23 protein-coding genes and 1 riboswitch are annotated in these 25,270 nt (G+C 72.0%); of the genes, 17 read left to right on the forward strand and 6 right to left on the reverse strand.

What is annotated here, in order from left to right; genetic code table 11:
• Positions 1-134: 134 nt before the first annotated feature.
• A riboswitch (TPP riboswitch) is annotated at positions 135-243 on the forward strand.
• The 7 genes from KVF89_RS13475 (at position 235) to KVF89_RS13505 (ending at position 9,568) form a co-directional block, all read left to right on the forward strand.
• Complete coding sequence (locus KVF89_RS13475) at positions 235-1,311, forward strand: thiamine ABC transporter substrate-binding protein (RefSeq protein ID WP_257426140.1); 1,077 nt, start codon at positions 235-237, stop codon at positions 1,309-1,311. (Overlaps the previous riboswitch by 9 nt.)
• The gene (locus tag KVF89_RS13480) at positions 1,308-2,942 is read left to right on the forward strand and encodes an ABC transporter permease (protein WP_257426141.1); all 1,635 of its coding nucleotides are present in this window, start codon (positions 1,308-1,310) and stop codon (positions 2,940-2,942) included. The genes KVF89_RS13475 and KVF89_RS13480 overlap by 4 nt, the downstream gene beginning before the upstream one ends.
• Positions 2,936-3,970 carry an ABC transporter ATP-binding protein gene (locus KVF89_RS13485; protein WP_257426143.1) on the forward strand — a complete coding sequence of 345 codons (1,035 nt, stop codon included), beginning with the start codon at positions 2,936-2,938 and terminating at the stop codon, positions 3,968-3,970. Before KVF89_RS13480 ends, KVF89_RS13485 begins: the two co-directional genes overlap by 7 nt.
• Positions 3,971-3,980: 10 nt before the next feature.
• Positions 3,981-5,057: a phosphatase PAP2 family protein gene (locus tag KVF89_RS13490; protein ID WP_257426145.1), complete on the forward strand. Its 1,077-nt coding sequence runs from the start codon at positions 3,981-3,983 to the stop codon at positions 5,055-5,057.
• A 526-nt stretch (positions 5,058-5,583) separates the two neighbouring features.
• Positions 5,584-6,852: a C40 family peptidase gene (locus tag KVF89_RS13495; RefSeq protein WP_257426146.1), complete on the forward strand. Its 1,269-nt coding sequence runs from the start codon at positions 5,584-5,586 to the stop codon at positions 6,850-6,852.
• Between the two features lie 32 nt (positions 6,853-6,884).
• On the forward strand, positions 6,885-8,888 hold the full coding sequence (locus tag KVF89_RS13500; RefSeq protein ID WP_257426147.1) for an acyl-CoA dehydrogenase family protein: 2,004 nt from the start codon (positions 6,885-6,887) through the stop codon (positions 8,886-8,888).
• The gene (locus KVF89_RS13505) at positions 8,885-9,568 is read left to right on the forward strand and encodes a class I SAM-dependent methyltransferase (protein WP_257426149.1); all 684 of its coding nucleotides are present in this window, start codon (positions 8,885-8,887) and stop codon (positions 9,566-9,568) included. The genes KVF89_RS13500 and KVF89_RS13505 overlap by 4 nt, the downstream gene beginning before the upstream one ends.
• A 146-nt stretch (positions 9,569-9,714) precedes the next feature.
• Here the strand turns inward: KVF89_RS13505 and KVF89_RS13510 are convergent, their stop codons facing one another.
• Positions 9,715-10,203, reverse strand: a complete 489-nt coding sequence (locus KVF89_RS13510; protein ID WP_257427606.1) for an inorganic diphosphatase — start codon at positions 10,201-10,203, stop codon at positions 9,715-9,717.
• 151 nt (positions 10,204-10,354) lie between these two features.
• Here KVF89_RS13510 and dacB point away from each other — a divergent pair, with 151 nt between their 5' ends.
• The 6 genes from dacB to folE all read left to right on the forward strand — a co-directional run bounded on the left by dacB (position 10,355) and on the right by folE (position 17,445).
• A complete protein-coding gene (gene dacB / locus KVF89_RS13515) occupies positions 10,355-11,833 on the forward strand; it encodes a D-alanyl-D-alanine carboxypeptidase/D-alanyl-D-alanine endopeptidase (protein ID WP_257426151.1) in 1,479 nt (492 codons plus the stop codon).
• Between the two features lie 47 nt (positions 11,834-11,880).
• Complete coding sequence (locus KVF89_RS13520; RefSeq protein ID WP_257426153.1) at positions 11,881-12,930, forward strand: Rv3626c family coenzyme F420 biosynthesis-associated protein; 1,050 nt, start codon at positions 11,881-11,883, stop codon at positions 12,928-12,930.
• Positions 12,931-12,932: 2 nt separating this feature from the next.
• Positions 12,933-13,913, forward strand: coding sequence for a tRNA lysidine(34) synthetase TilS (gene tilS, locus KVF89_RS13525; protein ID WP_257426155.1), 981 nt, complete (start codon positions 12,933-12,935; stop codon positions 13,911-13,913).
• A gap of 4 nt (positions 13,914-13,917) precedes the next feature.
• Positions 13,918-14,469 (forward strand): hypoxanthine phosphoribosyltransferase, encoded by a 552-nt coding sequence (hpt, locus tag KVF89_RS13530; protein ID WP_257426157.1) that lies wholly within the window; start codon positions 13,918-13,920, stop codon positions 14,467-14,469.
• A 242-nt stretch (positions 14,470-14,711) separates the two neighbouring features.
• Positions 14,712-16,811 (forward strand): ATP-dependent zinc metalloprotease FtsH, encoded by a 2,100-nt coding sequence (gene ftsH, locus KVF89_RS13535; RefSeq protein WP_306809540.1) that lies wholly within the window; start codon positions 14,712-14,714, stop codon positions 16,809-16,811.
• A gap of 55 nt (positions 16,812-16,866) precedes the next feature.
• A complete protein-coding gene (gene folE, locus KVF89_RS13540; protein WP_257427607.1) occupies positions 16,867-17,445 on the forward strand; it encodes a GTP cyclohydrolase I FolE in 579 nt (192 codons plus the stop codon).
• Positions 17,446-17,469: 24 nt separating this feature from the next.
• Here folE and KVF89_RS13545 read toward each other — a convergent pair whose 3' ends face one another.
• Positions 17,470-18,861 carry a sugar nucleotide-binding protein gene (locus KVF89_RS13545; RefSeq protein WP_257426160.1) on the reverse strand — a complete coding sequence of 464 codons (1,392 nt, stop codon included), beginning with the start codon at positions 18,859-18,861 and terminating at the stop codon, positions 17,470-17,472.
• A gap of 2 nt (positions 18,862-18,863) precedes the next feature.
• Positions 18,864-19,853: a dTDP-glucose 4,6-dehydratase gene (rfbB, locus tag KVF89_RS13550; protein ID WP_443690002.1), complete on the reverse strand. Its 990-nt coding sequence runs from the start codon at positions 19,851-19,853 to the stop codon at positions 18,864-18,866.
• An 85-nt stretch (positions 19,854-19,938) separates the two neighbouring features.
• Between rfbB and rfbA the strand changes: the two genes are divergently transcribed.
• Positions 19,939-20,832 (forward strand): glucose-1-phosphate thymidylyltransferase RfbA, encoded by an 894-nt coding sequence (gene rfbA / locus KVF89_RS13555; RefSeq protein ID WP_257427608.1) that lies wholly within the window; start codon positions 19,939-19,941, stop codon positions 20,830-20,832.
• Positions 20,833-20,916: 84 nt separating this feature from the next.
• Here rfbA and KVF89_RS13560 read toward each other — a convergent pair whose 3' ends face one another.
• From KVF89_RS13560 to KVF89_RS13570, 3 genes are read right to left on the reverse strand one after another with little or no spacing between them, the layout of a single operon-like run.
• Positions 20,917-22,503: a glycosyltransferase family 2 protein gene (locus tag KVF89_RS13560; RefSeq protein WP_257426165.1), complete on the reverse strand. Its 1,587-nt coding sequence runs from the start codon at positions 22,501-22,503 to the stop codon at positions 20,917-20,919.
• Between the two features lie 10 nt (positions 22,504-22,513).
• Entirely contained in the window at positions 22,514-23,023 is a 510-nt protein-coding gene (locus KVF89_RS13565) for a GNAT family N-acetyltransferase (protein WP_257426166.1), read from the reverse strand.
• Complete coding sequence (locus KVF89_RS13570) at positions 22,998-23,333, reverse strand: type II toxin-antitoxin system TacA family antitoxin (protein WP_257426168.1); 336 nt, start codon at positions 23,331-23,333, stop codon at positions 22,998-23,000. Before KVF89_RS13570 ends, KVF89_RS13565 begins: the two co-directional genes overlap by 26 nt.
• A 72-nt stretch (positions 23,334-23,405) precedes the next feature.
• Between KVF89_RS13570 and folP the strand changes: the two genes are divergently transcribed.
• From folP to folK, 3 genes are read left to right on the forward strand one after another with little or no spacing between them, the layout of a single operon-like run.
• Positions 23,406-24,278: a dihydropteroate synthase gene (gene folP, locus KVF89_RS13575; RefSeq protein WP_257426170.1), complete on the forward strand. Its 873-nt coding sequence runs from the start codon at positions 23,406-23,408 to the stop codon at positions 24,276-24,278.
• Positions 24,279-24,280: 2 nt separating this feature from the next.
• Entirely contained in the window at positions 24,281-24,688 is a 408-nt protein-coding gene (gene folB / locus KVF89_RS13580; RefSeq protein ID WP_257426172.1) for a dihydroneopterin aldolase, read from the forward strand.
• The gene (folK, locus tag KVF89_RS13585; protein WP_257426173.1) at positions 24,685-25,254 is read left to right on the forward strand and encodes a 2-amino-4-hydroxy-6-hydroxymethyldihydropteridine diphosphokinase; all 570 of its coding nucleotides are present in this window, start codon (positions 24,685-24,687) and stop codon (positions 25,252-25,254) included. Before folB ends, folK begins: the two co-directional genes overlap by 4 nt.
• Positions 25,255-25,270 lie beyond the last annotated feature (16 nt).

Below are 25,270 nucleotides of genomic sequence, written 5' to 3' on the forward strand. Positions count from 1 at the left end.
GGGTTGGTTGCGTCGATCCGGGAGCGTAGAGTGAACTTCCGACAGAGAGCCCCGGGATGCACGGCGTAGCGACGAGAGTCAGCGAACCCCCCCGGGGCCTTGTCATCTCCCGGAGAGGACCGGCCTAGACTGACGAGGTCAGACAGGGGAGCACCAGACGGGTGCTGAGAGTGCGGCGCGGGCCGCAGACCCTCCGAACCTGATCCGGTTAGCACCGGCGAAGGGAGTCATCCGATGCGTACGCGCATGCTCACCGGCCGCCTCACCCTGGCGGCCCTCACGACGTCCGCCCTCCTCGCGAGCGGCTGCTCGCTCCTCGGATCCGAGGACGACGGCAAGGCGAGCGACGACACGTCGGTCACGCTGGTGACCCACGAGTCCTTCGCGATCCCCGACGAGCTCGTCGCGGCGTTCGAGAAGGACACCGGCTACGACCTGCGGATCAGCAAGCTCGAGGACGCCGGCGCGCTCACGAACGAGCTCGTCCTCACCAAGGAGAACCCGGTCGGCGACGTCGTCTTCGGCGTCGACAACACCTTCGCGACCCGTGCGGTCGACGAGGGCGTGTTCGCGTCGTACGCGCCGACGCTGCCGACGGGCGCCGACGCGTACGAGCTCGCGGGGGACGACGCCGACGCCCTCACCCCGATCGACACCGGCAACGTCTGCGTCAACGTCGACGACGCCTGGTTCGACGCGGAGGGCGTCCCCGCCCCCACGACGCTCGACGACCTCACGAAGCCCGCCTACAAGGACCTCTTCGTGATCCCCGGCGCCAGCACCAGCTCGCCGGGACTGGCCTTCCTGCTGGCGACCATCGCGCGGTACGGCGACGACTGGCCGTCGTACTGGACGAAGCTCGTCGACAACGGCGCCAAGGTGGTCAAGGGCTGGTCCGACGCCTACTACACCGACTTCACCTTCTCCGGTGGCGACCGGCCGATCGTCGTGTCCTACGACTCCTCGCCGGCCTTCACGCTCGACGAGTCGGGGGAGAGCTCGACGACGAGCGCCTTGCTCGACGGCTGCTTCCGGCAGGTCGAGTACGCCGGCGTGCTGGCCGGCGATGAGACCAACACCGCCGGCGCCCACGCCGTGATCGACTGGCTGCTCTCGCCGGAGGTGCAGGCCGCGCTGCCCGAGTCGATGTACGTCTTCCCGGTCGCGTCCGACACGGAGCTGCCGGCCGACTGGGGGCGCTTCGCGCAGCGGCCCGAGCAGACGGGGCAGTCCGAGCAGGTCGCGCCCGCCGAGATCGCCGCCGAGCGCAAGGCGTGGCTGGAGCAGTGGACGGAGATCGTCTCGCGATGACCGCCCGACGACTGGGACTGGGGCTGCTCGCCGCGGTCCCGGTCGCCGTCGTCGCGGTCTTCTTCGTGCTGCCCGTCGGCGCGATGCTCCAGCGGGGCGTGTGGCCGGACGGGTCGTTCGATCCGGGCGCGGTCCTCGACGTGCTGCGCCGGCCGCGCACGGGCCGGGTCCTGTGGTTCACCGTCTGGACGAGCACGGTCGCGACGACGGCCGCGGTGCTGCTCGGCGTGCCGGCCGCCTACGTCCTCCACCGGCTGCGCTTCCCCGGCCGGGCGCTGGTGCGCACCGCGCTGCTGGTGCCCTTCGTGCTGCCGACGGTCGTCGTCGGCCTGGCCGTCCGCGAGCTGGTCTCGGCGTCGGGGCCGCTGGGCTTCCTCGACCTCGATGGGACGCCGGTCGCCATCCTGATCGGTCTGGTCTTCTTCAACGTGGCCGTCGTGGTCAGGACGGTGGGCGCGGCCTGGGAGGGCCTGGACCGGCGTCCTGCCGAGGCCGGGGCGGCCCTGGGTGCGACGCCGGCACAGGTGTTCCGGACGGTCACGCTGCCCGCCCTGCGGCCCGCGATCGTGTCCGCGGCGAGCGTCGTGTTCCTGTTCTGCGCGACCGCGTTCGGCGTGGTGCTCGTGCTCGGCGGTGTCCGCTACTCGTCGGTGGAGACCGAGATCTACCTGCTCACCGCCGATCTGCTCGACCTGCCCGCCGCAGCGGCGCTCTCGCTCGTGCAGATGCTCGCGGTCGTGGCCCTGCTCGTCGTGGTCGGCCGGCTGCGCGCCGTACCGGACCCGACGGTGCGCCGGGTCTCGGCCTCTCCAGCGCGGCCGCGGCGACGCGACCTCCCCGCCGTGGCCATGACGGCGCTGACCCTCGGGCTCGTCGCGCTGCCCGTGCTGGCGCTGCTGGTCGGCTCGGTACGACGCGAGGGCCGGTGGACCCTCGACCACTATCGCGCCCTCGCGGGCTCGGCCGACGGCCTGTTGCAGGTGTCGGTGACCGACGCCCTGGTGGCCTCGCTGCGGATCGCGGTCGACGCCACCTGGATGTCGCTGGCCCTGGGCCTGGTCGTGGCCTTCGTGGTCACCAGGACGGTGCGCACGCGCGCCGGGAAGCGGGCGCGGGCGGTGCTCGACGGCTTCTTCATGCTGCCGCTGGGTGTCTCGGCGGTCACCCTCGGGTTCGGCTTCCTCATCGCCCTCGACCGGCCGCCGCTCGACCTGCGCGTCAGCCCGGTGCTGGTGCCGATCGCCCAGGCGCTGGTGGCGTTGCCTCTGGTCGTCCGCACCCTCGTGCCGGTCCTCGCCGGCATCGACGACCGCCAGCGGCAGGCCGCCGCCTCGCTCGGCGCTGGGCCGCTGCGCACGCTGCTCACCGTCGACCTCGCCGTCGTCTGGCGGCCGCTGCTGGCCGCCGCCGGCTTCGCGTTCGCGGTCTCGCTGGGAGAGTTCGGCGCGACGTCCTTCATCGTGCGCCCGGCGGAGCCGACCCTGCCGGTCGTGATCTACCGGCTGCTCGGGCACCCCGGGGCCCTCAACTACGGCACCGCCATGGCCGCGTCGGTGGTGCTGGCCGCCGTGACCGCCGGTGTCATCCTCGTCGTCGAGCGGCTGCGTGTGCCGGGAGTGGGGTCGTGGTGAGCCTGGAGCTCGAGGGAGTGAGCGTCGTCTTCGGAGGGACCGCGGTCGTCGACCACGTCGACCTGGTGGTCGCGGACGGCGACGTGCTCGCCGTCCTCGGCCCCTCGGGCTGCGGGAAGTCCACGCTGTTGCGGGCCGTCGCCGGCCTCGAGCCGCTCGCCGCCGGCCGGATGGCCTGGGACGGCGCCGACCTCGCCGGGACACCCACCCACCGGCGCGGGTTCGCGCTGATGTTCCAGGACGGCCAGCTGTTCGACCACCTCACGGTCGCGGGCAATGTCGGGTACGCCCGGCGCCTGCAGGGTGCCTCCCGGACCGCCGTACGCGCGGAGGTCGACGAGCTGCTCGAGCTCGTGGGTCTCGGTGGACACGCCGACCGCCTGCCCCGCACCCTCTCCGGCGGTGAGCGGCAGCGCGTCGCGCTGGCCCGCTCGCTGGCGGCGAGGCCCCGGCTGCTGCTGCTCGACGAGCCGCTCAGCGCTCTCGACGCCGGCCTGCGCGGGCGGTTGGCCGCCGACCTGCGCCGGATCCTCGTCGAGTCCGGTACGACGGCGCTGCTGGTCACCCACGACCAGGACGAGGCCTTCGCGGTGGCCGACCGCCTGGCCGTGATGCGGGGTGGACGGATCGTCCAGGAGGGCCCGACCGGTGACGTCTGGGCGCACCCGGCCGACGCCGACACCGCCCTGTTCCTCGGCTACAGCCGGGTGCTGGAGGGAGCGGCCGCCGCGACCGTGCTGCGCCATGCCGGTCTCCCCCCGGGCGCAGGCGCCGTGGCGCTGCGCCCGTCGGCCGTGCTGGCCGGCCCCGACCTGGTCGACGGGATCCCGGCCGTGGTCCGCGGCTTCCGCCCGACCCCGGACGCCGGCCGGCTCGTGGTGGCGGTCGAGGGCGTCGGCGAGCTGGACGCGGTCGGTGCTCCGGGATGGGTCGCGGAGCCGGGCCGGCCTGTCGTCGTACGTGTCGAACGGCACGCGATCGCCGTCCTGCCGGGCGCTGCCACCAGCCCGGCTGGCGGGGCACCGTAGGATCCCTCGGGTGTATCGCCGCGCCTACACCCTCCTCATCGGCACGGCCGCGCTCATGCTGGGTCTCGCGGTCTTCACCGCGTGGAAGCTCGATCGCCGCCTCCTCGACCCGGAGGGCAGCTTCCTCGGACCGTCGTACATCCGGCTGCCCCTGCTCCTCCTCGGCGCTCTGCTGCTCGACCTGCTGCCCCTGGCGCTGTGGAAGGCCCACGGCCGCCCCAGCCGGGTGGTCCCGGTCGTGCGGGAGCGGCTGAAGACGCACTGGACCAAGGAGCGCGCGACGCTGGTCGCGATCGGCGTCATCAGCTTCTACCTGACCTACGTCAGCTACCGGAACCTCAAGTCGTTCCTGCCGTTCGTGCGCTCGGACCCGGACGCCGAGCCCGGCGTGGTCAAGGCGCTGTCCTACGACCGCGAGCTGCACATCATGGACCGGGTCATGTTCTTCGGCCACGACCCCAGCGACGTGCTGCATGCGGTCTTCGGCACCGGCCTGACGGCGCACGTCCTGTCGCCGGTCTACCTGATCTTCCTGCCGCTGGTGCCGCTCGGCCTGACCGCGTGGCTGGTGTGGTCGCGCAACCTCTCCTTCGGCTACTGGTTCGTGACCTCGCAGTGCCTGGCCTGGTCGCTCGGCACGCTGTCCTACTACCTGCTGCCGACCCTCGGGCCCGGCATCGCCTTCTGGCCGGAGTACACCTCGCTCGCCCACACCGGCACCACGGACCTGATGGACAGCATCGTCAACGCGCGCGGCAACGTGCTCTACGGCGGCGCGACCCAATCGGTGAACTCGATCGCCGGCTTCGCCAGCCTGCACTGCGCGATCACGCTGCTCATCGCGCTGATGGTCCAGTACACGCTGCACTCGAAGCTCCTCAAGTGGATCTTCTGGGTGAACTTCGGCCTCACCGTGATCGCCACCTTGTACTTCGGCTGGCACTACGTCGCCGACGACCTGGCCGGCATCGCCATCGCCATCGTCGCCTTCTACGTCGGCGGCATCGCCAGTGGGCAGAAGTTCGACCGACATCTGCACTCGCACCCCACGACCACCACCTCCAAGGTCCCCGTCGAGGTCGACTGAGTCTGATGGCGCGAGCGCGTCGCTCGTTCCTCGCGCCGCGCTGCCGCGCACGCAGTCGGGTCCGGTAGGTGGTCGCCTTTGCGTGGCGGCACACCCTCGGCACGGCGCAAAGCGCCTGTCTCGTCGGCTCCGGTCGCTCGTTCCTCGCTTCCTGCGCCTCCTCGACCGGCGTTTCCGCCGTGGCCTGGGCGGTGTCAGGTGGCGCGAGCGCGTCGCTCGTTCCTCGCGCCGCGCTGCCGCGCACGCAGTCGGGTCGGGTAGGTGGTCGCCTTTGCGTGGCGGCACACGATCGGCACGGCGCAAAGCGCCTGTCTCGTCGGCTCCGGTCGCTCGTTCCTCGCTTCCTGCGCCTCCTCGACCGGCGTTTCCGCCGTGGCCTGGGCGGTGTGAGGTGGCGCGAGCGCGTCGAGCGGAGGCAGAGTCGGAGAACTACATCGATGTAGTTCGCAAGCCGACACGCCGGTAACTCCTGAGATTCTTGAGATTTTTGTTTCGGATGTGACGAAAGCGCACTACGGTGACGCAAGTGCGTTCACCCAGCCTCGGTTCCGGACTCCTCGCCCTCGTCGTGACGGCCGTGGTCTGCATCCCCGGGGCGCAGGCGGACCCGCCCGCCGACCCGGCCGGCCCGGCCGCGCCGGCGGCCCCCACCGCCGCCGACGTGCAGGCGGCCCAGGACCGCGCCGGCGGCGCCGAAGGTGACGTCGCCGCGATCCAGCAGCGGCTCGCCGGCGCCGCCGCCGAGCTCGACGCCGCCACCGTCCGCGCCGCGAAGGCGACCGAGGCCTGGAACGGCGCCCGCTGGGCCGCCCGCACCGCCCGCGCCGCCAAGCAGCAGGCCGTCGCCGATGCGGCGGCCGCCGACCAGACGCTGGTCACGCACAAGGCCGCCTTCCGCGACGCGGTGATCACTGCCCAGGGAATGGGCCTGGAGATGTCGATGGTGGAGGCGATCATCGACGCCGACGGGATGGACACCCTGCTCGAGCAGTCCGCGGCCAGCGACTACGTGCAGTCGCTCTTCGACCAGCGCCGGATCGCGTACGTCGACGCCGCCGATGCGGCCGCCACCGCGGCTGACGCCGCAACGACCGCCTCCGCGGAAGCCGCTCGGGCGCTCGCCGACGCGCGCGCCGCGAGGGACGAGGCCAGCGCGGCCGCCGGCGAGGCCGAGGCGGCCACGGCGCGGATCGAGGCCCGTCGTACCCGACTGGTGAAGCGGCTCGCCCGGCTCCGGGGGGTGAGCGTCTCCATCGCGCGCGCCCACCAGGCCGCGGTCGACGCCCAGGCAGCCGCCCAGGCAGCCGCCGAGGCCGCCGCGCAGGCCGACGCGGACCAGGCGGCGCAGGACGCCAAGGCCGCCAAGAACGAACAGGCGAACGACGACGCCCCGACCACCCCGCCTACCCCGGCCGGCCCGACGCCCGCCCCCGCGGGCGGTGCCGAGGCCGCCATCGCCTTCGCCCGTGCGCAGCTCGGCGAGCCCTACCGCTGGGGCGCGGCGGGCCCGTCCGCCTGGGACTGCTCCGGCCTCGTCGTGAAGGCGTGGGCGGCCGGCGGGAAGACGCTGCCGCACTACTCCGTCGCCCAGTACGAGCAGTCCACGCCGATCGGCCGCGACCAGCTCCGCCCAGGCGACCTCGTCTTCTGGTCCGACGGCGGCCCGGGGTCGATCTTCCACGTGGCGCTCTACGCCGGCGACGGTCGGATCATCCACGCCCCGCGCACCGGCCGCCCGGTCACCGAGGAGTCGATCGACTACTGGCGCACCCCCGACTTCTTCGCTCGCCCCTGATCGGCCCGCACCCCATCTACTAGGTTCGCCCCATGGCCGAGGAGTCCACCGTGACCGCGCCCCCCGAGCTGACGGTCGGCGTCGCCGCACTGACCGCACTGCTCGACGGGAGGTACGCCGACGTCCGCCGCACGGTGCGCGAGCTGCTGCCGGCGTACGCCTCCGTGCTGGAGGACGCCGAGACGATGCCGCGCGACGAGTTCCGCGAGCGCGTCAAGGACGTGGTGCTGGAGATCGCCGGCACCGGCGCGGCGGCGATGGGTTTCCCGAAGGAGTACGGCGGGGGCGGTGACATCGGTGCCTCGATCGCGGCCTTCGAGTCCCTCGCGTACGGCGACCTGTCGGTGCTCGTCAAGGTCGGGGTGCAGTTCGGCCTGTTCGGCGGCGCGATCCTGCAGCTCGGCACGCAGCGTCACCACGACGCCTACCTGGCCGACGTGGTCAGCGGCCGGCTGCTCGGCTGCTTCGCGATGACCGAGACCGGTCACGGCAGCAACGTCCAGGCGCTCGGCACCGTCGCCACCTACGACCCGGACACCTCCGAGTTCGTCGTCACCACCCCCAGCGAGCAGGCCGGCAAGGACTACATCGGCAACGCCGCGAAGCACGCCCGGGTGGCCGTCGTGTTCGCTCAGCTGGAGGTGGCCGGCGAGCGGCACGGCGTGCATGCGCTCGTCGTACCCCTGCGGGACGAGAGCGGCGCCACCCTGCCCGGGGTCCGGATCGAGGACGACGGCCCCAAGATGGGCCTCAACGGCGTCGACAACGGCCGGATCTGGTTCGACCCCGATGGCACTGTGCGGGTGCCACGGGAGAACCTGCTCAACCGGTTCGCCGACGTCACCGAGGACGGCACCTACGTCAGCGACATCGAGAGCGCCGGCCGGCGCTTCTTCACGATGCTCGGCACCCTGGTCCAGGGCCGGGTGTCGGTCGGCGCCGCGGGGGTCAGCGCGTCGAAGTCGGCGCTGACCATCGCCGTGCGCTACGCGCTGCAACGCCGGCAGTTCGAGACCGGCACCGACGGTGCGGACGGGGGGCCGGAGGGCCAGGAGCAGCTGCTGCTCGACTACGGCCTGCACCAGCGGCGGCTGTTCCCGCGGCTGGCCCGCACCTACGCGCTGCACTTCGCGCAGGAGGTGCTGGCCGGTGAGCTGCACGACGTCTTCTCCGGCATCCGCACCGACGAGGAGACCCGCCGGCAGCTGGAGTCCCGCGCGGCGGGCACCAAGGCGCTGACGACCTGGCACGCGACCGACACGATCCAGGAGTGCCGCGAGGCGTGCGGCGGCGCGGGCTACCTCGCCGTCAACCGGTTCGCCGCGCTCAAGGCCGACACCGACGTGTTCACGACCTTCGAGGGCGACAACCACGTCCTGCTGCAGCTGGTCGGCAAGGGACTGCTGACCGACTACGCGAGCGAGTTCTCCGACCTCGACCAGCTCGGGATGGTGCGCTTCGTCGCGGGCCTCGCGGTCGACACGGTTCTCGAACGCACCCGTGTGCACCGTCTCTTCGAGCAGATCCGCGACGCGCTGCCCGGCGGCAGCGACGACTGGCACACCGACAGCGGGCTGCGCGACCCCAACTACCACCTCGCGATGTACCGGTTCCGCGAGGAGCACCTGATCGGCGGCGTCGCGCGCCGGCTCAAGCGCGGCGTCGACTCGGGGATGAACCCGGGCGAGGTCTTCTCCCAGGTGCAGGACCACGTGATCGCGGCCGCCCGCGCCCACGTGGAGCGGCTGGTGCTCGAGGCGTTCGTCGAGAAGGTCGCGGCGCTGCCGGACGACAGCGGCGACCTCAAGCTGGTCCTCAACCTGCTGTGCGACCTGCACGCGCTCTCCGGCATCGAGGCCGACCGCGGCTGGTTCATCGAGCACGGCCGGCTGAACACCCAGCGCTCGAAGGCGATCACCCGCGAGGTCGCCGACCTGTGCCGCCGGGTGCGGCCGATCGCGCGGGGGCTCGTCGACGCGTTCGCCGTGCCCGAGGCGCTGCTGCGCGCTCCGGCGCTCATCGGAGGAGAGGCATGATCCGTTCCGCCCTGGCCCACGTGCCCGGCCTCGGCGGGTGGTCCGACGACCCGCTGTGGGCGTCGTTCTACGACTGGACCGTGGAGCACCCGACCGCCGGCGGCGCGCTCTGGCGGCTCGGCATCAACAGCGACCTGCGCCGCCTCTACCGGGCCGCCGACGAGATCGGCCGGCAGCCCGCCGGGAGCCGGATCCTCGACATCCCCTGCGGGGGCGGCGTCGCCCTGCGCGGCCTGCGCCGCGGACAGGACGTGGAGTACGTCGCCGGCGACATCGCCCAGGCCATGTTGGACCGCACCATGCGGGTGGCCGAGCGACGCGGCGTCGCCGACCAGGTCGTACCGCGGATCGCCGACGTCGGGGACCTGCCGTTCGACGACGGCTCCTTCGACCTCGTCGTCACCTTCACCGGCCTGCACTGCTTCCCCGACCCGCGGCGCGCGGTGGCCGAGATGGGCCGGGTGCTGCGCCCCGGCGGCATCCTCACCGGCAGCGCGCTCCTCAACGACACCGGCCTGCGGTTCGAGCCACTGCGTCAGGCCGGCCGGGTCGCCGGCCTCCTCGGTCCCGGTTGCACGAGCGCCGACCTCGCGATCTGGTTCGCCCGCGAGGGCGTCGCCGACCTGGTGATCGAACGCAGTGGCGCGATCGCCTACTTCCGCGGGGTCAAGCGCGGGTGAGTCCGGACCGTTGAGTCGTCACATCTGACCCGTTGAGTCGTCACATCTGACCCGTTGAGTCGTCACCAACGCAACCGCTCCCGACCGGAGCAGACCGTTTGTGACGGCTCGACCGGTCAGATGTGACGACTCAACACCCGCGGAGGTCAGTGACCGGAGGTCTTGAACCGCTCGAAGGAGGCGAGGATCTCGGCCTCGGCATCGGTGCGGCCGACCCAGTCGGCGCCCTCGACGGACTTGCCGGGCTCGAGGTCCTTGTAGACCTCGAAGAAGTGCTGGATCTCGAGGCGGTCGAAGTTCGGGACGTGGTTGATGTCGCGCAGGTGCTCCATGCGCGGGTCGCCCGCGGGCACGCAGAGGACCTTGTCGTCGCCGCCGGCCTCGTCGGTCATCCGGAACATGCCGATCGCGCGGCACTTGATGAGGCAGCCCGGGAAGGTCGGCTCCTGGAGCAGCACCAGCGCGTCGAGCGGGTCGCCGTCCTGGCCCAGGGTGTCCTCGATGTAGCCGTAGTCGGCGGGGTACATCGTCGACGTGAAGAGGAAGCGGTCCAGGCGCATCCGTCCGGTCTCGTGGTCGACCTCGTACTTGTTGCGGCTCCCCTTGGGGATCTCCACGAGGACGTCGAACTCCAGCACTGGCTTCCTCCACACGATCTCGGCACGATCTCGGCCCGAAAGGGTCTGGCGCGGACGTGCTCGTGGGAGCCCTCGAACCTGCCCGACGCCGATGTACGCGTCATTGTCCCGCACAATGTCCCGGAACGCGCAGTCGGGGAGGAGAACCGTGGGCAAGAGAGACCGCGAGCCGGGGGCCGGGCGTGCCCGGCGGATGCTCGCCGGCGGGCTCGTCCTCGCGTTGCTGGCCGGCGCGGGCGTCGCCTGGCGGACCGGCTGGGCCGAACAGTGGTGGGACGAGCTGCGCGCCGACGCCGGCACGCCCGCGGATCCGGCTGCCGTCGCCCCGCCGCCGACCGTCGACATCCCTCCCGTCGTGGCGCCGGTCGCCCTTGCGCCGGCCGCCGACGGCGCCGCCGCGCTGGACCGCGGGCAGGTACGCCGGGCGCTCGCCCCGCTCGACTCGCCCGACCTCGGTCGCCACGTCATCGCCGCCGTCGGCCCGCTCGAGGGCGCCGGCCTGACCTACGAGGCGACCGAGGGCGCCGGGGTGGCGATCCCCGCCTCGACCACCAAGATCGTCACCGCCGCCGCCGCGCTGTTCCTGCTCGGTCCGGAGCGCACGTTCGCGACCACGGCCGTCGTCGACACGTCCGGCCCCGGCTCAGCGGGGGAGGCGCCACGGCTGGTCCTGGTCGGCGGCGGCGACCCGCTGCTGGCCCGTGCGCCGGGCAAGCCGGCGGGCGGCGCGACGTACGACCCCGAGCGCGCCGACGTGCGCACCCTCGCCAAGCGCGCCGCCCGCGCGCTGAAGCAGTCCGGCACCACGACCGTCGAGCTCGGGTTCGACGACGGGCTGTTCGCGGGCCCGGCCGTGCATCCGAGCTGGAAGCCGGAGTACCTCCCCGACGAGATCAACCCGGTGAGCGCCCTGTGGGTCGACGAGGGTCGGCCGCTCCCCGGTCAGGGCGCCGTCGCCGACCCCGCGCTGGAGGCGGCTGCGACCTTCGCCAAGGCGCTCGCCCGTCGGGGCATCACCGTCACCGGAGACCTCACCCGCAGCCCCGCTCCCGCCGGCGCGACCGAGGTCGGCCGGGTCACCAGCCCGACGGTCGCGCAGATCGTGCAGCGGCTGATCGAGGTCAGCGACAACGCCGCCGCCGAGGTGCTGCTCCGCCATGCCGGGCTCGCCGATCAGGGCGAGGGATCCTTCGCCGGCGGCCAGCGTGCCGTCGAGCGGGCGCTCGCCGCCAACGGCATCGACCTGCGCGGCTCGGTGCTGTACGACGGCAGCGGCCTGTCCCGCGACAACCGGCTCGCGCCCGGCGTACTCGTCGACGTGCTGCGCCTCGCCGCCTCGGCCGACCACCCCCGGCTGCGTCCGCTCCTGGCCGGGCTCCCGGTCGCCGGCTACACGGGCTCGCTCACCGACCGGATGGACCTCGGCCCCGCCGCCGGTCGCGGCCGGGTGCGGGCCAAGACCGGCACCCTCACCGGCGTCACCTCGTTGGCGGGCATCGCGATCGACGCCGACGGCCACCTGATGGCCTTCGCGCTGATGGCGGACAGGATCAAGAAGGTCAAGGGCCTCCCCGCGCGGGTCGCGATGGACAACGCCGCCGCCGGGCTCGGCGCCTGCACCTGCTGACACTTCGACAGGGGTGTGGCTGGGGCGGACGGCCTAGGCTTCCGAGCATGACCGCACCCGCCGCACCGTTGCCCCCGATGATCGACTGGGGCCTCGCTGTGTCGCTGGGGTCCCGGCTCGCGGGAGACGGGCCCGTGGTGAGTCGCGCGGAGGCCGCCGATGCGGTCGCCGAGCTGCGGGCGGGCGCGCACCGCTCGACCGGCCTGGTGCGGGAGTTCACCGGGTTGGACGCGCCGGACGGCACCGCTCCGATCCTGGTCGTCGACCGACCGGGCTGGGTGCAGGCCAACGCGGAGGGCTTCGCGGTCGCGACGCGGCCGATGATCGAGAAGCTCGCGGCCAGCAAGCCGCCCAGCGGGATCGGCCTCAAGGTCGGCGCGAAGGTGACCGGTGCCGAGGTCGGCGGGCTGCTGGGCTTCCTGGCGGGCAAGGTGCTCGGTCAGTTCGACCCGTTCCACGAGCCGTACGGCCGGCTGCTGCTGGTCGCGCCCAATATCGTCCACGTGGAGCGCGAGCTCGGCGTGGATCCCCACGACTTCCGTCTGTGGGTCTGCCTGCACGAGGAGACCCACCGGGTCCAGTTCACGGCCGTGCCGTGGATGCGCGAGCACCTGTTCTCCGAGATCCGGGCGATCAGCGACACCGTCGAGCCCTCGGGCCTCCTCGACGACGGGCTGGAGCGGGTCGTCGAGGCGATCAAGGCCGGCCGCAACGGCGGCAGCATCGTCGAGATGTTCAGCAGCCCCGAGCAGCTGGCCGTCATCGACCGGGTCACCGGGATGATGTCGTTGTTGGAGGGCCACGCCGACGTGGTGATGGACGACGTGGGTCCGTCCGTGATCCCCAGCGTCGCCCGGATCCGCCAGAAGTTCACCCAGCGCCGCCAGGGCGTGGGCACTCTCGACCGTCTCCTGCGCCGCCTGCTCGGACTCGAGGCCAAGATGGCCCAGTACCGCGACGGCGCCCACTTCGTCCGCGCGATCGTCGACAAGGTCGGCATGGACGAGTTCAACGCAGTCTGGGCCTCCCCTGCGAACCTCCCCACCAAGGCCGAGCTGAGCGACCCCGACGGCTGGGTCAAGCGCGTCCTGGCCTGACGATGGGCCTCCATCCGGCCATCGCCGCCGTCCGCCGGGGCGTACGCCGGTCGCTGGCCGAGCTCGACCCGGGCTCAGGCGTCCTGGTGGCCTGCTCCGGTGGCGCCGACTCGCTGGCGCTGTTGTCCGCCACCGTGTTCGAGGGCCACAAGGCCGGCCTGCGGGTGATCGGCGCGACCGTCGACCACGGCCTGCAGGAGGGCTCCGCCGAGCACGCGAGCCGGGTCGTCGCACAGATGGTCGCCCTGGGTGCCGACGAGACCGCGACCGCCCGGGTCCAGGTCGACCCGGCGGGCCTGGGCATCGAGGCGGCCGCCCGGCGCGCCCGGTACGCCGTGCTGGAGCAGCTCCGCGAGCACCTGGCGGCGGCCGTCGTGCTCCTCGGGCACACCCGCGACGACCAGGCGGAGACGGTGCTGCTCGGCCTGGCCCGTGGCTCCGGGGGACGCAGCCTCGCCGGGATGCGGCGCTCCTTCGACCACTGCACCCGGCCGCTCCTCGACGTGTGCCGCGCCGACACGGTCGCCGCCTGCCTGGCCGACGGCATCGCGTTCTGGGACGACCCCCACAACAGCGACCCCGGCTTCGCCCGGGTCCGGGTCCGGCAGCGGGTGCTGCCGGTCCTCGAGGCCGAGCTCGGGCCGGGGATCGCCGCCGCGCTCGCCCGGACCGCCGACCAGGTCCGCGCCGACGTCGAGGCCCTCGACGTCCTCGCCGCGGCGGCGTACGCCGACCTGGTGACCGCCGAGGGACTGCCGCTGGCGGCCCTGGACGAGCTGCTCCCGGCGATCGCGAGCCGGGTGCTCCGGCTGGCCGCCCTGGCCGCCGGGGCCACGGACGCCGAGCTGTTCCACGTCCACGTCACGGCCCTGCACCGGCTCGCCCGGCGTCGCCTCGACGGAGAGGTGCAGCTGCCCGGCCACGTGACGGCGTACCGGGACCGCTCCCACCTCCGGTTCCGGCCGACGGCTGTGGCAGGCTGACGCCATGCACGCAAGCGACGTCGCGGACGACCTGGTCGAGGTGCTCTTCACCGAGGCGGAGATCCAGGATCGGGTGAAGGAGCTTGCCGCCGACATCGAGCGGGACTACGAGGGCAAGGACCTCGTCCTGGTCGGCGTCCTGCGGGGCGCGGTCATGATCATGGCCGACCTCGCCCGGGCGCTGGGCAAGCACGTCGAGATGGACTGGATGGCGGTGTCGTCGTACGGCTCCGGCACCAAGTCCTCCGGCGTCGTGCGGATCCTCAAGGACCTCGACGCCGACATCACCGGGCGTCACGTGCTCATCGTGGACGAGATCATCGACACCGGCCTGACCCTGTCCTGGCTCACCTCCAACCTCGGCTCCCGCGGCCCGGCGAGCGTCGAGATCGCCACGCTGCTGCGCAAGCCGGAGGCGCTGCAGATGCCGGTGAAGGCGAAGTACGTCGGCTGGGACATCCCCAACGAGTTCGTCGTCGGCTACGGCCTCGACTACCGCGAGCGCTACCGCAACCTGCGCGACATCGGCACCCTCTCGCCCGCCGTCTACTCCTAGGGATGGGGCCGAGCGCGTCTGCGCCGACGCGAAAGCCAAGCAAGTTCCCGGAGGTCGGCTCCCGCCGCGCTGCCGGCCTGATGGGGCCGAGCGCGTCTGCGCCGACGCGAAAGCCGAGCACGTTCCCGGAGGTCGGCTCCCGCCGCGCTGCCGGTCCGAAGGGGCCTTCGGGCCCTGTCCAACCAGAGACCAGTCAGAATGGACCCGTCGGCGGCGTGTACCGTCGTCTGATCCTGTCGTGACTGTGGGGAGCGAGTAAGTCTGTGAAGCGCGTTTTCAGGGGGCCTTGGCTCTGGATCGTGGTGGCGGTCCTCGCCGTCGTCCTCGCTCTCGAGTTCCTCGCCCCCGGCGGCGGGTACGACGAGGTCCCCACCTCGCAGATGTCGAAGTACGTCGAGAAGGGCCAGGTCGAGGAGATCACCTTCATCGACGGTGACCAGGCCATCGAGGCCACTCTCGACAAGGGCACCCGCGAGTCCGGCGACAAGGTGATGTCCTACTACATCAACGGGCAGCAGGAGACGCTGCTCGCCCAGGTCGACGAGCAGGTCGCGGCGGGCACCATCGACAAGGCCAACTCGAAGAACCCGAAGCCCAGCCTGCTCGGCTCGATCCTGGCCACGCTGCTGCCCTTCGCGCTGATCATCCTGCTGTTCATCTTCTTGATGAACAACGTCCAGGGCGGTGGCCGGGGCGTCATGCAGTTCGGCAAGTCCAAGGCCAAGATGATCAGCAAGGACATGCCGAAGACCACCTTCGCCGACGTCGCCGGCTGCGACGAGGCGATCGAGGAGCTCGGCGAGATCAAGGAGTTCCTCCAGGAGCCTGCCAAGTTCCAGGCGGTGGGCGCCAAGATCCCCAAGGGCGTACTGCTCTACGGTCCGCCCGGCACCGGCAAGACCCTGCTCGCGCGTGCCGTCGCCGGCGAGGCCGGCGTCCCGTTCTACTCGATCTCCGGCTCGGACTTCGTCGAGATGTTCGTCGGCGTCGGTGCGTCCCGGGTCCGCGACCTGTTCGAGCAGGCCAAGGAGAACGCTCCCGCGATCGTCTTCATCGACGAGATCGACGCCGTCGGCCGCCACCGCGGCGCCGGCATGGGCGGCGGCCACGACGAGCGCGAGCAGACCCTCAACCAGCTCCTCGTCGAGATGGACGGCTTCGACGTCCGCGGCGGCGTCATCCTCATCGCCGCGACCAACCGTCCCGACGTGCTCGACCCGGCCCTGCTGCGTCCGGGCCGCTTCGACCGCCAGATCCAGGTGGACGCGCCCGACCTGGCCGGCCGCAAGCGGATCCTCGAGGTCCACTCGCGGGGCAAGCCGCTCGGCCCCGACGTCGAGCTGATGTCGGTCGCGCGTCGTACCCCGGGCTTCTCCGGTGCCGACCTCGCCAACGTGCTCAACGAGGCGGCGCTGCTGACCGCGCGCAACAACGAGAAGGTCATCACCGCCGTGATGCTCGACGAGGCGATCGACCGGGTCGTCGCGGGCCCGCAGCGCAACTCCCGCCTGATGTCGGAGAAGGAGAAGCTGATCACCGCCTACCACGAGGGCGGCCACGCCCTCGTCGCGGCGGCGCTGCCGGGCACCGACCCGGTCCACAAGATCACGATCCTGCCGCGCGGTCGGGCACTCGGCTACACGATGGTGCTCCCCGACGAGGACAAGTACTCCCAGACCCGTTCGGAGATGCTCGACAAGCTCGCCTACATGCTGGGCGGCCGGGCGGCGGAGGAGCTGATCTTCCACGACCCGACCACCGGCGCCGGCAACGACATCGAGAAGGCCACGGCGCTGGCCCGCGCGATGGTCACCCAGTACGGCATGACCGATCGCCTCGGCGCGATCAAGCTGGGCGACTCCAACTCCGAGCCCTTCCTGGGCCGTGACATGGGCCATCAGCGCAACTACTCCGAGGACGTCGCCGCGATCATCGACGAGGAGACCAAGAACTTCCTCGCCACGGCGCACCAGGAGGCCTTCGACATCCTGGTCGAGAACCGCGACGTGCTCGACGCCCTCGTGCTCGCGCTGCTCGACAAGGAGACCCTCGACAAGGAGCAGGTGGCGGAGGTCTTCACCGCCCTTCGCCTGCGGCCCACCCGGCCGGCGTGGACGGGCTCGCCCAACCGCGTCCCCTCCGACATCCCGCCCGTGGAGATCCCCGAGGAGATCCGCCGTCGCGCCGAGCAGAACGGCCGGGGCAGCGACCCGGCGAGCGACGCCGGTGCCGACGGAGGCCAGATCCTCACCCCGCCGGGCCCGGGTGGCGACGTGTACGGCGGTCCGCCCGTCGTACCCCCGAGCGACCCGACGCCGCCGGCCCCGCCCGCGGGCACCTGATCCTGGATCCGTCGTGACCGATCCCATCAGCGTGCCCGACCGCGGGCCGCAGGACGTGCCGCCGTTCGACCACGAGCGGGCCGAGGCGGCCGTCCGGGAGCTCCTCGCCGCCATCGGCGAGGACCCCGAGCGCGAGGGACTCCGCGACACCCCGGCCCGGGTGGCGCGGGCGTACGCCGAGCTCACCGCCGGCCTGCGGATGACGCCCGAGGACGTCCTCACCACCACCTTCGACCTCGGCCACGACGAGATGGTGCTGGTCCGCGACATCGAGCTGTGGTCGATGTGCGAGCACCATCTGGTGCCGTTCACCGGCGTGGCCCACGTGGGCTACATCCCGGCCGAGTCCGGCAAGATCACCGGCCTGTCCAAGCTGGCCCGCCTGGTCGACCTCTACGCCAAGCGGCCGCAGGTCCAGGAGCGGCTGACCACCCAGGTGGCCGACTCGATGATGGAGCTCCTCGACGCCCGCGGTGTGATCGTCGTGATCGAGGCCGAGCACCTGTGCATGACCATGCGCGGCGTCCGCAAGGCCGGCGCCCGCACGATCACCTCCGCGGTGCGCGGCACGATGCTCAAGGACGCCGCGACCCGCGCCGAGGCGATGGCGCTCATCCACAGCCCGCGAGGCTGAGACCGCCCTTAGTTACGAGCACGGTCAGCCGCGTAGGTAGGCCGCCAGCGCCTCGTCGGCGTCGGTGCTCACGAAGCCGGTGGCGGCGAGCTTGTCGAGCGCAAGCGTGCTGTGCAGCGGTCGCGGCGAGAGCGACTTGCCGGCGGCGTACTCCTCGGTGGTCACGGTGCCGACCCGGGCGGGGTCGTGGCCGGTGAGTTCGAAGACCCGGCGGGCATAGTCGGCCCACGAGCGTGGGGTGCCGCCGTTGGTGACGTTGTAGGTGCCGTACGGCGCTTCCGTGGCCACGAGGTGGGCGCTCGCGCGGGCGAGCTCGGCGGTGAACGTCAGGCGACCCACCTGATCGGACACGACGGCCGGGTCGACGCCGTCGGCGGCGAGGCGGGCCATGGTGCGCACGAAGTTGTGGCCGTCGCCGATCACCCAGGAGGTGCGCAGGATGTAGTGGCGCGGGGCGCCCGCCAGTGCCAGGTCGCCCGCGGCCTTGGTCTGGCCGTAGACGCCGAGGGGGGCGAAGGCGGCGTCCTCGCGGCGTCCACCCTCCACCGGCGAGCCGTCGAAGACGTAGTCGGTCGAGTAGTGGACGACCGTGATCCCGTGGGCGGCGGCGATCCGCGCCAGCGCGGCCGGCGCCATCGCGTTGGCGGCCCAGGCGACGGGGCGTCCCTCGGGGGTCTCCGCCTTGTCGACGGCGGTGTAGGCCGCCGCGTTGAGGACGAGGCCGTACTCCTCCCACGGCCAGGCGGCGAGCGCGGCGGCGTCGGTGAGGTCGAGCTCGTCGAGGTCGACCAGCGTCGCGTCGGGATAGAGCGCCGCGAGCGCACGCCCCAGCTGGCCGCGGCAACCGGTGATCAGCGTCTTCTTCGGAGCCATCGGTGTCACGTCGGACAGGGCCGGGTTGGCGCGGTCCTTGGCCGAGATCTCGACCTCGGGGGAGTCGAGCGGGAGCGGCCACGGGATCCCGGCGGTCGGGTCGGCCAGATCGAGGGCGGGGTAGGTCCGCCCGGCGACGTAGTGATCGTTGACCAGGTAGGAGTAGACGGTGCCGTCGGCGAGCGCCTGGTAGGAGTTCCCGACTCCGCGCGGCACGAACACGGCCACGCTCTCGTCGACCTCGGTCCAGTACGTCGCCCCGAAGGACTCGCCCTCGCGCATGTCCACCCACGCGGCGAACACCTTGCCGACGGCGACGGAGACGAACTTGTCCCACGGCTCGGTGTGGATGCCGCGCGTCGCTCCCCGCGAGGCGTTGAAGCTCATGTTGTTCTGCACGGGCCCGAAGTCGGGCAGGCCGAGCGCGACCATCTTCTCGCGCTGCCAGTTCTCCTTGAACCAGCCGCGGTCGTCGCCGTGCACCGGCAGGTGGACGACGAGCAGGCCGGGGATCGAGGTCGTCTCGATGCGTAGATCGCTCACGACTACTGACCCTTGGCCGCGTACGCCGCCTCGGTGGCGTCCTTCTTCGGCCGCCACCAGGCCTCGTTCTGCTGGTACCACTCGACGGTCTGCGCGAGACCGGACTCGAAGTCGCCGTACTGCGGGGTCCAGCCGAGCTCGGTGCGCAGCTTGCCGGAGTCGATGGCGTAGCGAAGGTCGTGTCCGGCGCGGTCGGTGACGTGCTCGAAGTCGTCGGCCTCGCGGCCCATCAGGGTCAGGATCAGCCGGACCACCTCGAGGTTCGACTTCTCCCCGTCGGCCCCGATCAGGTAGGTCTCGCCGATCCGACCCTGCTCGAGGATCCGGAGCACGGCCGAGGAGTGGTCCTCGGTGTGGATCCAGTCGCGGACGTTCTCGCCGGAGCCGTAGAGCTTGGGCCGCCGACCGTCGACCACCTCGGTGATCTGGCGCGGGATGAACTTCTCGATGTGCTGCCATGGGCCGTAGTTGTTGGAGCAGTTCGAGATCGTCGCCTGCACGCCGAAGCTCCGCACCCACGCGCGCACGAGGTGGTCGGAGCCCGCCTTGGAGGCGGAGTACGGCGACGAGGGGGTGTAGGGCGTGTCCTCGGTGAACCGCTTCGGATCGTCGAGCTCCAGGTCGCCGTACACCTCGTCGGTGGACACGTGGTGGAACCGCACGCCGGCCTTGCGGACCGCCTCGAGCAGCGTGAAGGTCCCGATCAGGTTGGTCTGGATGAACGGCGACGGGTCGTTGAGCGAGTTGTCGTTGTGCGACTCGGCGGCGTAGTGGACGACCGCGTCGTGCTGGTTGACCAGCGGCTCGACGAGGGCGGCGTCGACGATGTCGCCGACGACCAGCTGGACGCGGTCCTCGGGCAGCCCGGCCAGCGACTCACGGCTGGCGGCGTAGGTGAGCTTGTCCAGCACGGTCACCGAGGCGTCGGTGTGGCGGACGAGGTGGTGGACGAAGTTCGAGCCGATGAACCCGGCTCCGCCGGTCACGAGGATGCGCACGCCGGACAGCCTATGTTGGAGAATGCCCCGTCGAGACATCGAGACGGGGCCGCCGAGGCCCCGAGGAGTGGGAGACATGATGCGCGGGATCATCCTGGCCGGCGGCACGGGGAGTCGACTCCACCCGATCACCCATGCCATCAGCAAGCAGCTGATGCCGATCTACGACAAGCCGATGATCTACTACCCGCTCTCGACGCTGATGCTCTCCGGCATCCGTGAGGTGCTGGTCATCACGACCCCCCACGAGGCCGACCAGTTCCGCCGACTGCTCGGCGACGGGTCGCAGTTCGGCATCGAGATCACCTACGCCGTCCAGCCCTCGCCCGACGGTCTCGCGCAGGCCTTCCTGATCGGCGAGGAGCACCTCGCCGGAGGCGGCGCCGGCCTGGTGCTGGGCGACAACATCTTCTACGGCGCCGGCCTCGGCTCCCGCCTGCGCCGCTTCGAGGACCTCGACGGTGCCGCGGTGTTCGGCTACCGCGTGGCGGACCCGACGGCGTACGGCGTCGTGGAGTTCGACGCCGAGGGCCGGGCGCTGTCGCTGGAGGAGAAGCCGGAGAAGCCGCGCAGCCACTACGCCGTTCCGGGCCTCTACTTCTACGGCTCCGACGTGGTCGAGAAGGCCAAGTCGCTCGAGCCGTCCCCGCGCGGCGAGCTGGAGATCACCGACCTCAACCGGATGTACCTCGAGGAGGGCCGGCTGCAGGTCGAGGTGCTGCCCCGCGGATCCGCGTGGCTCGACACCGGGACGTTCGACGACCTCAACGACGCGAGCAACTTCGTGCGCGCGCTCGAGGCGCGGCAGGGCACCAAGGTCGGCGCGCCCGAGGAGATCGCCTGGCGGCTCGGGATCATCGATGACGACCGGCTCGAGGAGCTCGCGAAGCCGCTGCTCAAGAGCGGGTACGGCCGCTATCTGCTCGACCTGCTGGCCGAGGCGGCTGGAGCAGGCCCGAACCATCTTTTGTGACGCGAGCGCGTCGCCAGTCGAGTCGGGTAGCTGGTTACGTCCGCCTGGCGGCAAGACCGCCGTCCCGGGCAGCCGACCCAGTGACTAGTTCCGGCGCAGCCGCTTGAGCAGACCCTTGCGGGCCGGCGGCTCGGCGGCGGGGACGCGCAGCAGCAGCCCGTCATGCGCGGAGTAGTCCAGGCCGACCGGCCCGACCTGGGTGCCGGCGGGCAGGTCGCTGAAGGCGCGCTTGATGCCGGTGCGCCCGTCCAGCTCGCACATGCCGAGCACCAGGTGGGCGCCGGGCGGCAGGGGGTTGCCCATCGCGGCCGTGCGGGGGTCGAAGGTCGCGGTGAACCGGCCGGCCGGCTCGAGGGTCCCGTCCTCCTGCTCGACGAGCTCGACCCGCGAGGTCGACGGCAGCAGCCAGTTCACCCGGGTCGGGGCGTGCCGGATCGCGACGTCCACGAAGGCATCCCCGACATCGGCGGACGGCGTGAGCCCGCGCTCGGCGAGCAGGCCGGCCAGCGGCTCCGGCAGGTCGCGCACGACCCTCCCGTCCGCCGTACGACGGGCGAAGGGCTGCCCCAGCACGCGAGTCCAGGCGACGGTGCCGGTCACCCGGACGGCGCCGTCGCCGGTGTCCTCCACGGCCGTGACGGTGTACTCCGGGCGCCGGCCGATGCCGTCGCGCAGGAAGTCGGCCGCCGCCTCGGCCTCGCCCGCGCGGAACAGGGTGAGAGCGACCCTGCTGCGCGCCGGGAGGAGCTCGTCCACGTCCGGGGGGACGTAGGCCGCCACGAGCCGCTCGATCTCCGCGCGGTCCCGGGCGATCTCCGAGGCCGCGCGTCCGGTGGGCCGGTGACCGATCTCGGGGACGAGCCGCACGTGAGCGGTGTGGGCGAGCAGCGGGACCCGGAGACCCGGATCCCGGACCTCGGTGATCCGGCCGAGCAGCTTCTCCAGGTAGGGCCAGTAGTCCGGTGTGCCGCGGTAGTCGCGCTCACCCTCGGCCGTCGTGGAGCTGTTCTCCCCGGTGTGCCGCCAGTGGTAGAACGGCGTCGAGCTGAGCAGCGCCACGACGGGTTCGTGCTCGATCAGCTCGACCTGGAAGAAGATGTCCTCCCACAGGTGGCGCGGCGCCTCCGGGAAGCGGATGTCGTTCGCGAGCAGGAACTCCCGCCGGTACAGCTTGTGCGGGGTCATCGGCAGCAGCCCGCGCAACGGCTCGTCCCGCGCGTCGCCCGTGTCGTGGGTGTAGTGCGTGAGCCCCCACCGCGCGACCTGGGTCCGCACCTCCTTGCCGTTGACCACGTCGGCACCGGACCCGTCGCCGGATCCGTCACCGGACCGGTCGCCGAGCGTGACCGCGGCCCGCAGCGCGTCGGGGTACAGCTCGTCGTCGTGGTCCATGAAGAGCACGTAGCGCCCGCGCGCCTCGCGCACACCGATGTTTCGCGGCCGGCTCGGCCATCCCGACGCCTCCAGCGCGAACGCGCGGTAGTTCGCCCGCCCGGACGCGATCCGTTCGATCCGGTCCGCGGTGTCGTCGGGGGAGCCGTCGTCGAGCAGCAGCACCTCGATGCCGTCCTGCGGCATTGTCTGCGCGTCCAGTGACGCGATCGCGCGGTCCAGGCCCGGCCCGGAGCGGTAGGTCGGGATCACGACGGACACCGCGGGAGCCTCGGCCATGGCGCAGAGTCTATGAGTCGGCTGCGCGAGTAGCCGGATCGCGCTCCTTCCGGGCACTGCTCATCTTGAGAACGAGGCGCCGCGGCATCGTCGTCGCCGTGAATCCGTGATGTCGATAGAACGAGTCCGCCTTCTCGTCGATGGCGTCGACGACGACATACCGGCCCCCGCTCCGATCGCTCGCTTCGATGATGACCTCCAGTGCGGCGCTCAGGAGGGCGGCGCCCAGCCCTCTGCCTTGCAGGCCCTTGTCGAGTGCGAGCTTCGCGATCAGGTAGGACGGGATCTGTGCAGGCTCGCCGCGCCCCAGACGTCGGGGCAGGTCGCCGGCGTCCAGGGAGTGCGGAGCAATGGCGACGTACCCCTGGATGGCGTTCCCGGTATCGGGCCATACGTAGACCCGCGCGGTGCCTTTGGCGTCAGCGGTGAATGCGGCCGCCTCGAGCCAGCCGTCCAGCGTCGAGTTGCCGCTACGGAACGAGGCGATGTCGTGCTCAGCGGCGAGTCGCCTGAGCCACATCCGCGCGCCTCAACTCCTCGAGCCTTCGGAATCCCTTCGCGAGCTGGGGGTTGGGGGCGGGAGGCTCGTCCAAGGCGGCGAGCAGCCCGTCGAAGAACTCGTCGCTGACGACCGTGCGGCGCATCAGGATCTCGTCGATCTGCTCGTTGGTTGCCCGAACGATCAGATCCGTCCCGCTGAGGCCTTCCTCGCGCGCGGCCTGTTCGAGGCGAGCCTTGAACTCTGGGGACACGCGAAGGTTCAGTCGCTCCGTGCGTGGCCCGTCGGTCCAGACGTGGTCGACCCTGCGCTTGTCCATGGGCTTGTCCATAGCAGCCTCCCGTGATGTCTGTGCATCGTACGTACATCGGACGGGTGCGGGCAAGCCCTTAGGGTTGCCGGCATGACTGCGCCGTCGGCCCCGCTGGTGATGGGGGTCGTCAACGTCACACCCGACTCGTTCTCCGACGGTGGCCGGTACGACGATCCGCAGCGCGCCGTCGAGCACGCCCGCGCGCTGCTGGCCGAGGGCGCCGACATCCTCGACGTCGGCGGTGAGTCCACCCGTCCGGGAGCGACCCGGCCGCTGCTCGCGGAGGAGCTCGACCGCGTCGTACCCGTCATCGAGGCGCTCGCCGCCGACGGTGCGATCGTCTCCGTCGACACGATGCGCGCCGAGGTCGCGGCGCGCGCGGTCGCGGCCGGTGCCCGGATCGTCAACGACGTCTCCGGGGGGCTGGCGGACCCGGGGATCCTCGAGGTTGTCGCCGGCACCGGGGCCACCTATGTCGCGATGCACTGGCGCGCCCACAGCGACCGGATGCAGCAGTTCACCGAGTACGACGAGCAGGGCGGTGTCGTCGCCGCCGTGCGCGCCGAGCTGGCCGAGCGGGTCGCGGCGATCCGGGCCGCGGGCGTCCGTGACGACCAGATCGTGCTCGACCCCGGGCTCGGGTTCGCCAAGCTCCCGCACCACAACTGGGAGCTCCTGCGCCGCCTCGACGTGCTGGCGGACCTCGGGTACCCGCTCCTGGTCGGGGGGAGTCGCAAGACCTTCCTCGGGCGGCTGCTCGAGGACGCCGCCGGCCGGCCGCGACCGGTGGGCGAGCGCGACGCCGCCAGCGTCGCGTTGAGCGGCCTGCTCGCGGCGGGGCTCGGCGGGGCACCGGTGTGGTGCCTGCGGGTCCACGATGTGCGTGCCCACCGCGACGCCCTCGCGGTTGCGGCACAGTGGGGGGCAGCCGCGGATCGGGCCGCGGCGCCGGAGAGGGACTGAGAATGAGTGACGAGCTGAGCATCCTCGGCATCGAGTGCTTCGCCCACCACGGCGTCTTCGACCACGAGCGACGCGACGGTCAGGTCTTCGTGATCGACCTGGCGCTCGGCGTCGACACCGCCCCCGCGGCGGCCTCGGACGATTTGCGCGACACCGTGGACTACGGAAGCCTCGTGGACCAGGTCGTGGCCGTCGTGACGAGGGATCCGGTCGACCTGATCGAGACCCTCGCGCAGCGGATCGCGGACACCTGCCTGTTGGACCCTCGTGTTGAATGGGTGCGTGTGACCGTCCACAAGCCGGATGCGCCGATCCAGGCGACGTTCGCCGACGTACAGCTCACCATCGTCCGACGCCGTGAGGCGGCAGGGGTGGGAGACCGAACCGGGAAGGCAGAGGGCCCAGCATGACCGAGACCCCCAATCCGAATATCGTCGACGCGGACACGCTGACTGGCGAGATGCGACCGATCCGTCGGATGGTGATCGCGCTCGGCTCCAACCTGGGTGAGCGGTTCGCGACCCTGCAGGGGGCGCTCGGCGCCCTGGCGGACACCCCGGAGGTCTGGGTCACCGGCGTCTCCCCGGTCTACGAGAGCGTCCCGGTCGACTGTCCGCCCGACGCGCAGAACTTCCTCAACGCGGTGGTCCTGGCCGACACCACGCTGTCGGCCCACCGGCTGCTCGACCGCGCGATGGCCATCGAGGACGCCTTCGACCGCGAGCGCGGCGAGGTCAAGAACGCGCCGCGCACGCTCGACGTCGACCTGATCGTCGTCGGCGACCGCCGCAGTGACACCGAGGAGCTGCGGCTGCCGCACCCGCGGGCCCACGAGCGGGCGTTCGTCCTGCAGCCGTGGCTCGACGTCGAGCAGGACGCCGTCCTGCTCGATCGCGGACCCGTGGCCGACCTGCTGGCCGTGATCGGTGCCGACGGCCTCACCCGCCGCGACGACCTGGTGCTCGCGAACGAGTGAGACCCGAGTGATCCGC

This window comes from Nocardioides carbamazepini, assembly GCF_024614185.1.
Classification (GTDB): Bacteria; Actinomycetota; Actinomycetes; order Propionibacteriales; family Nocardioidaceae; genus Nocardioides; species Nocardioides carbamazepini.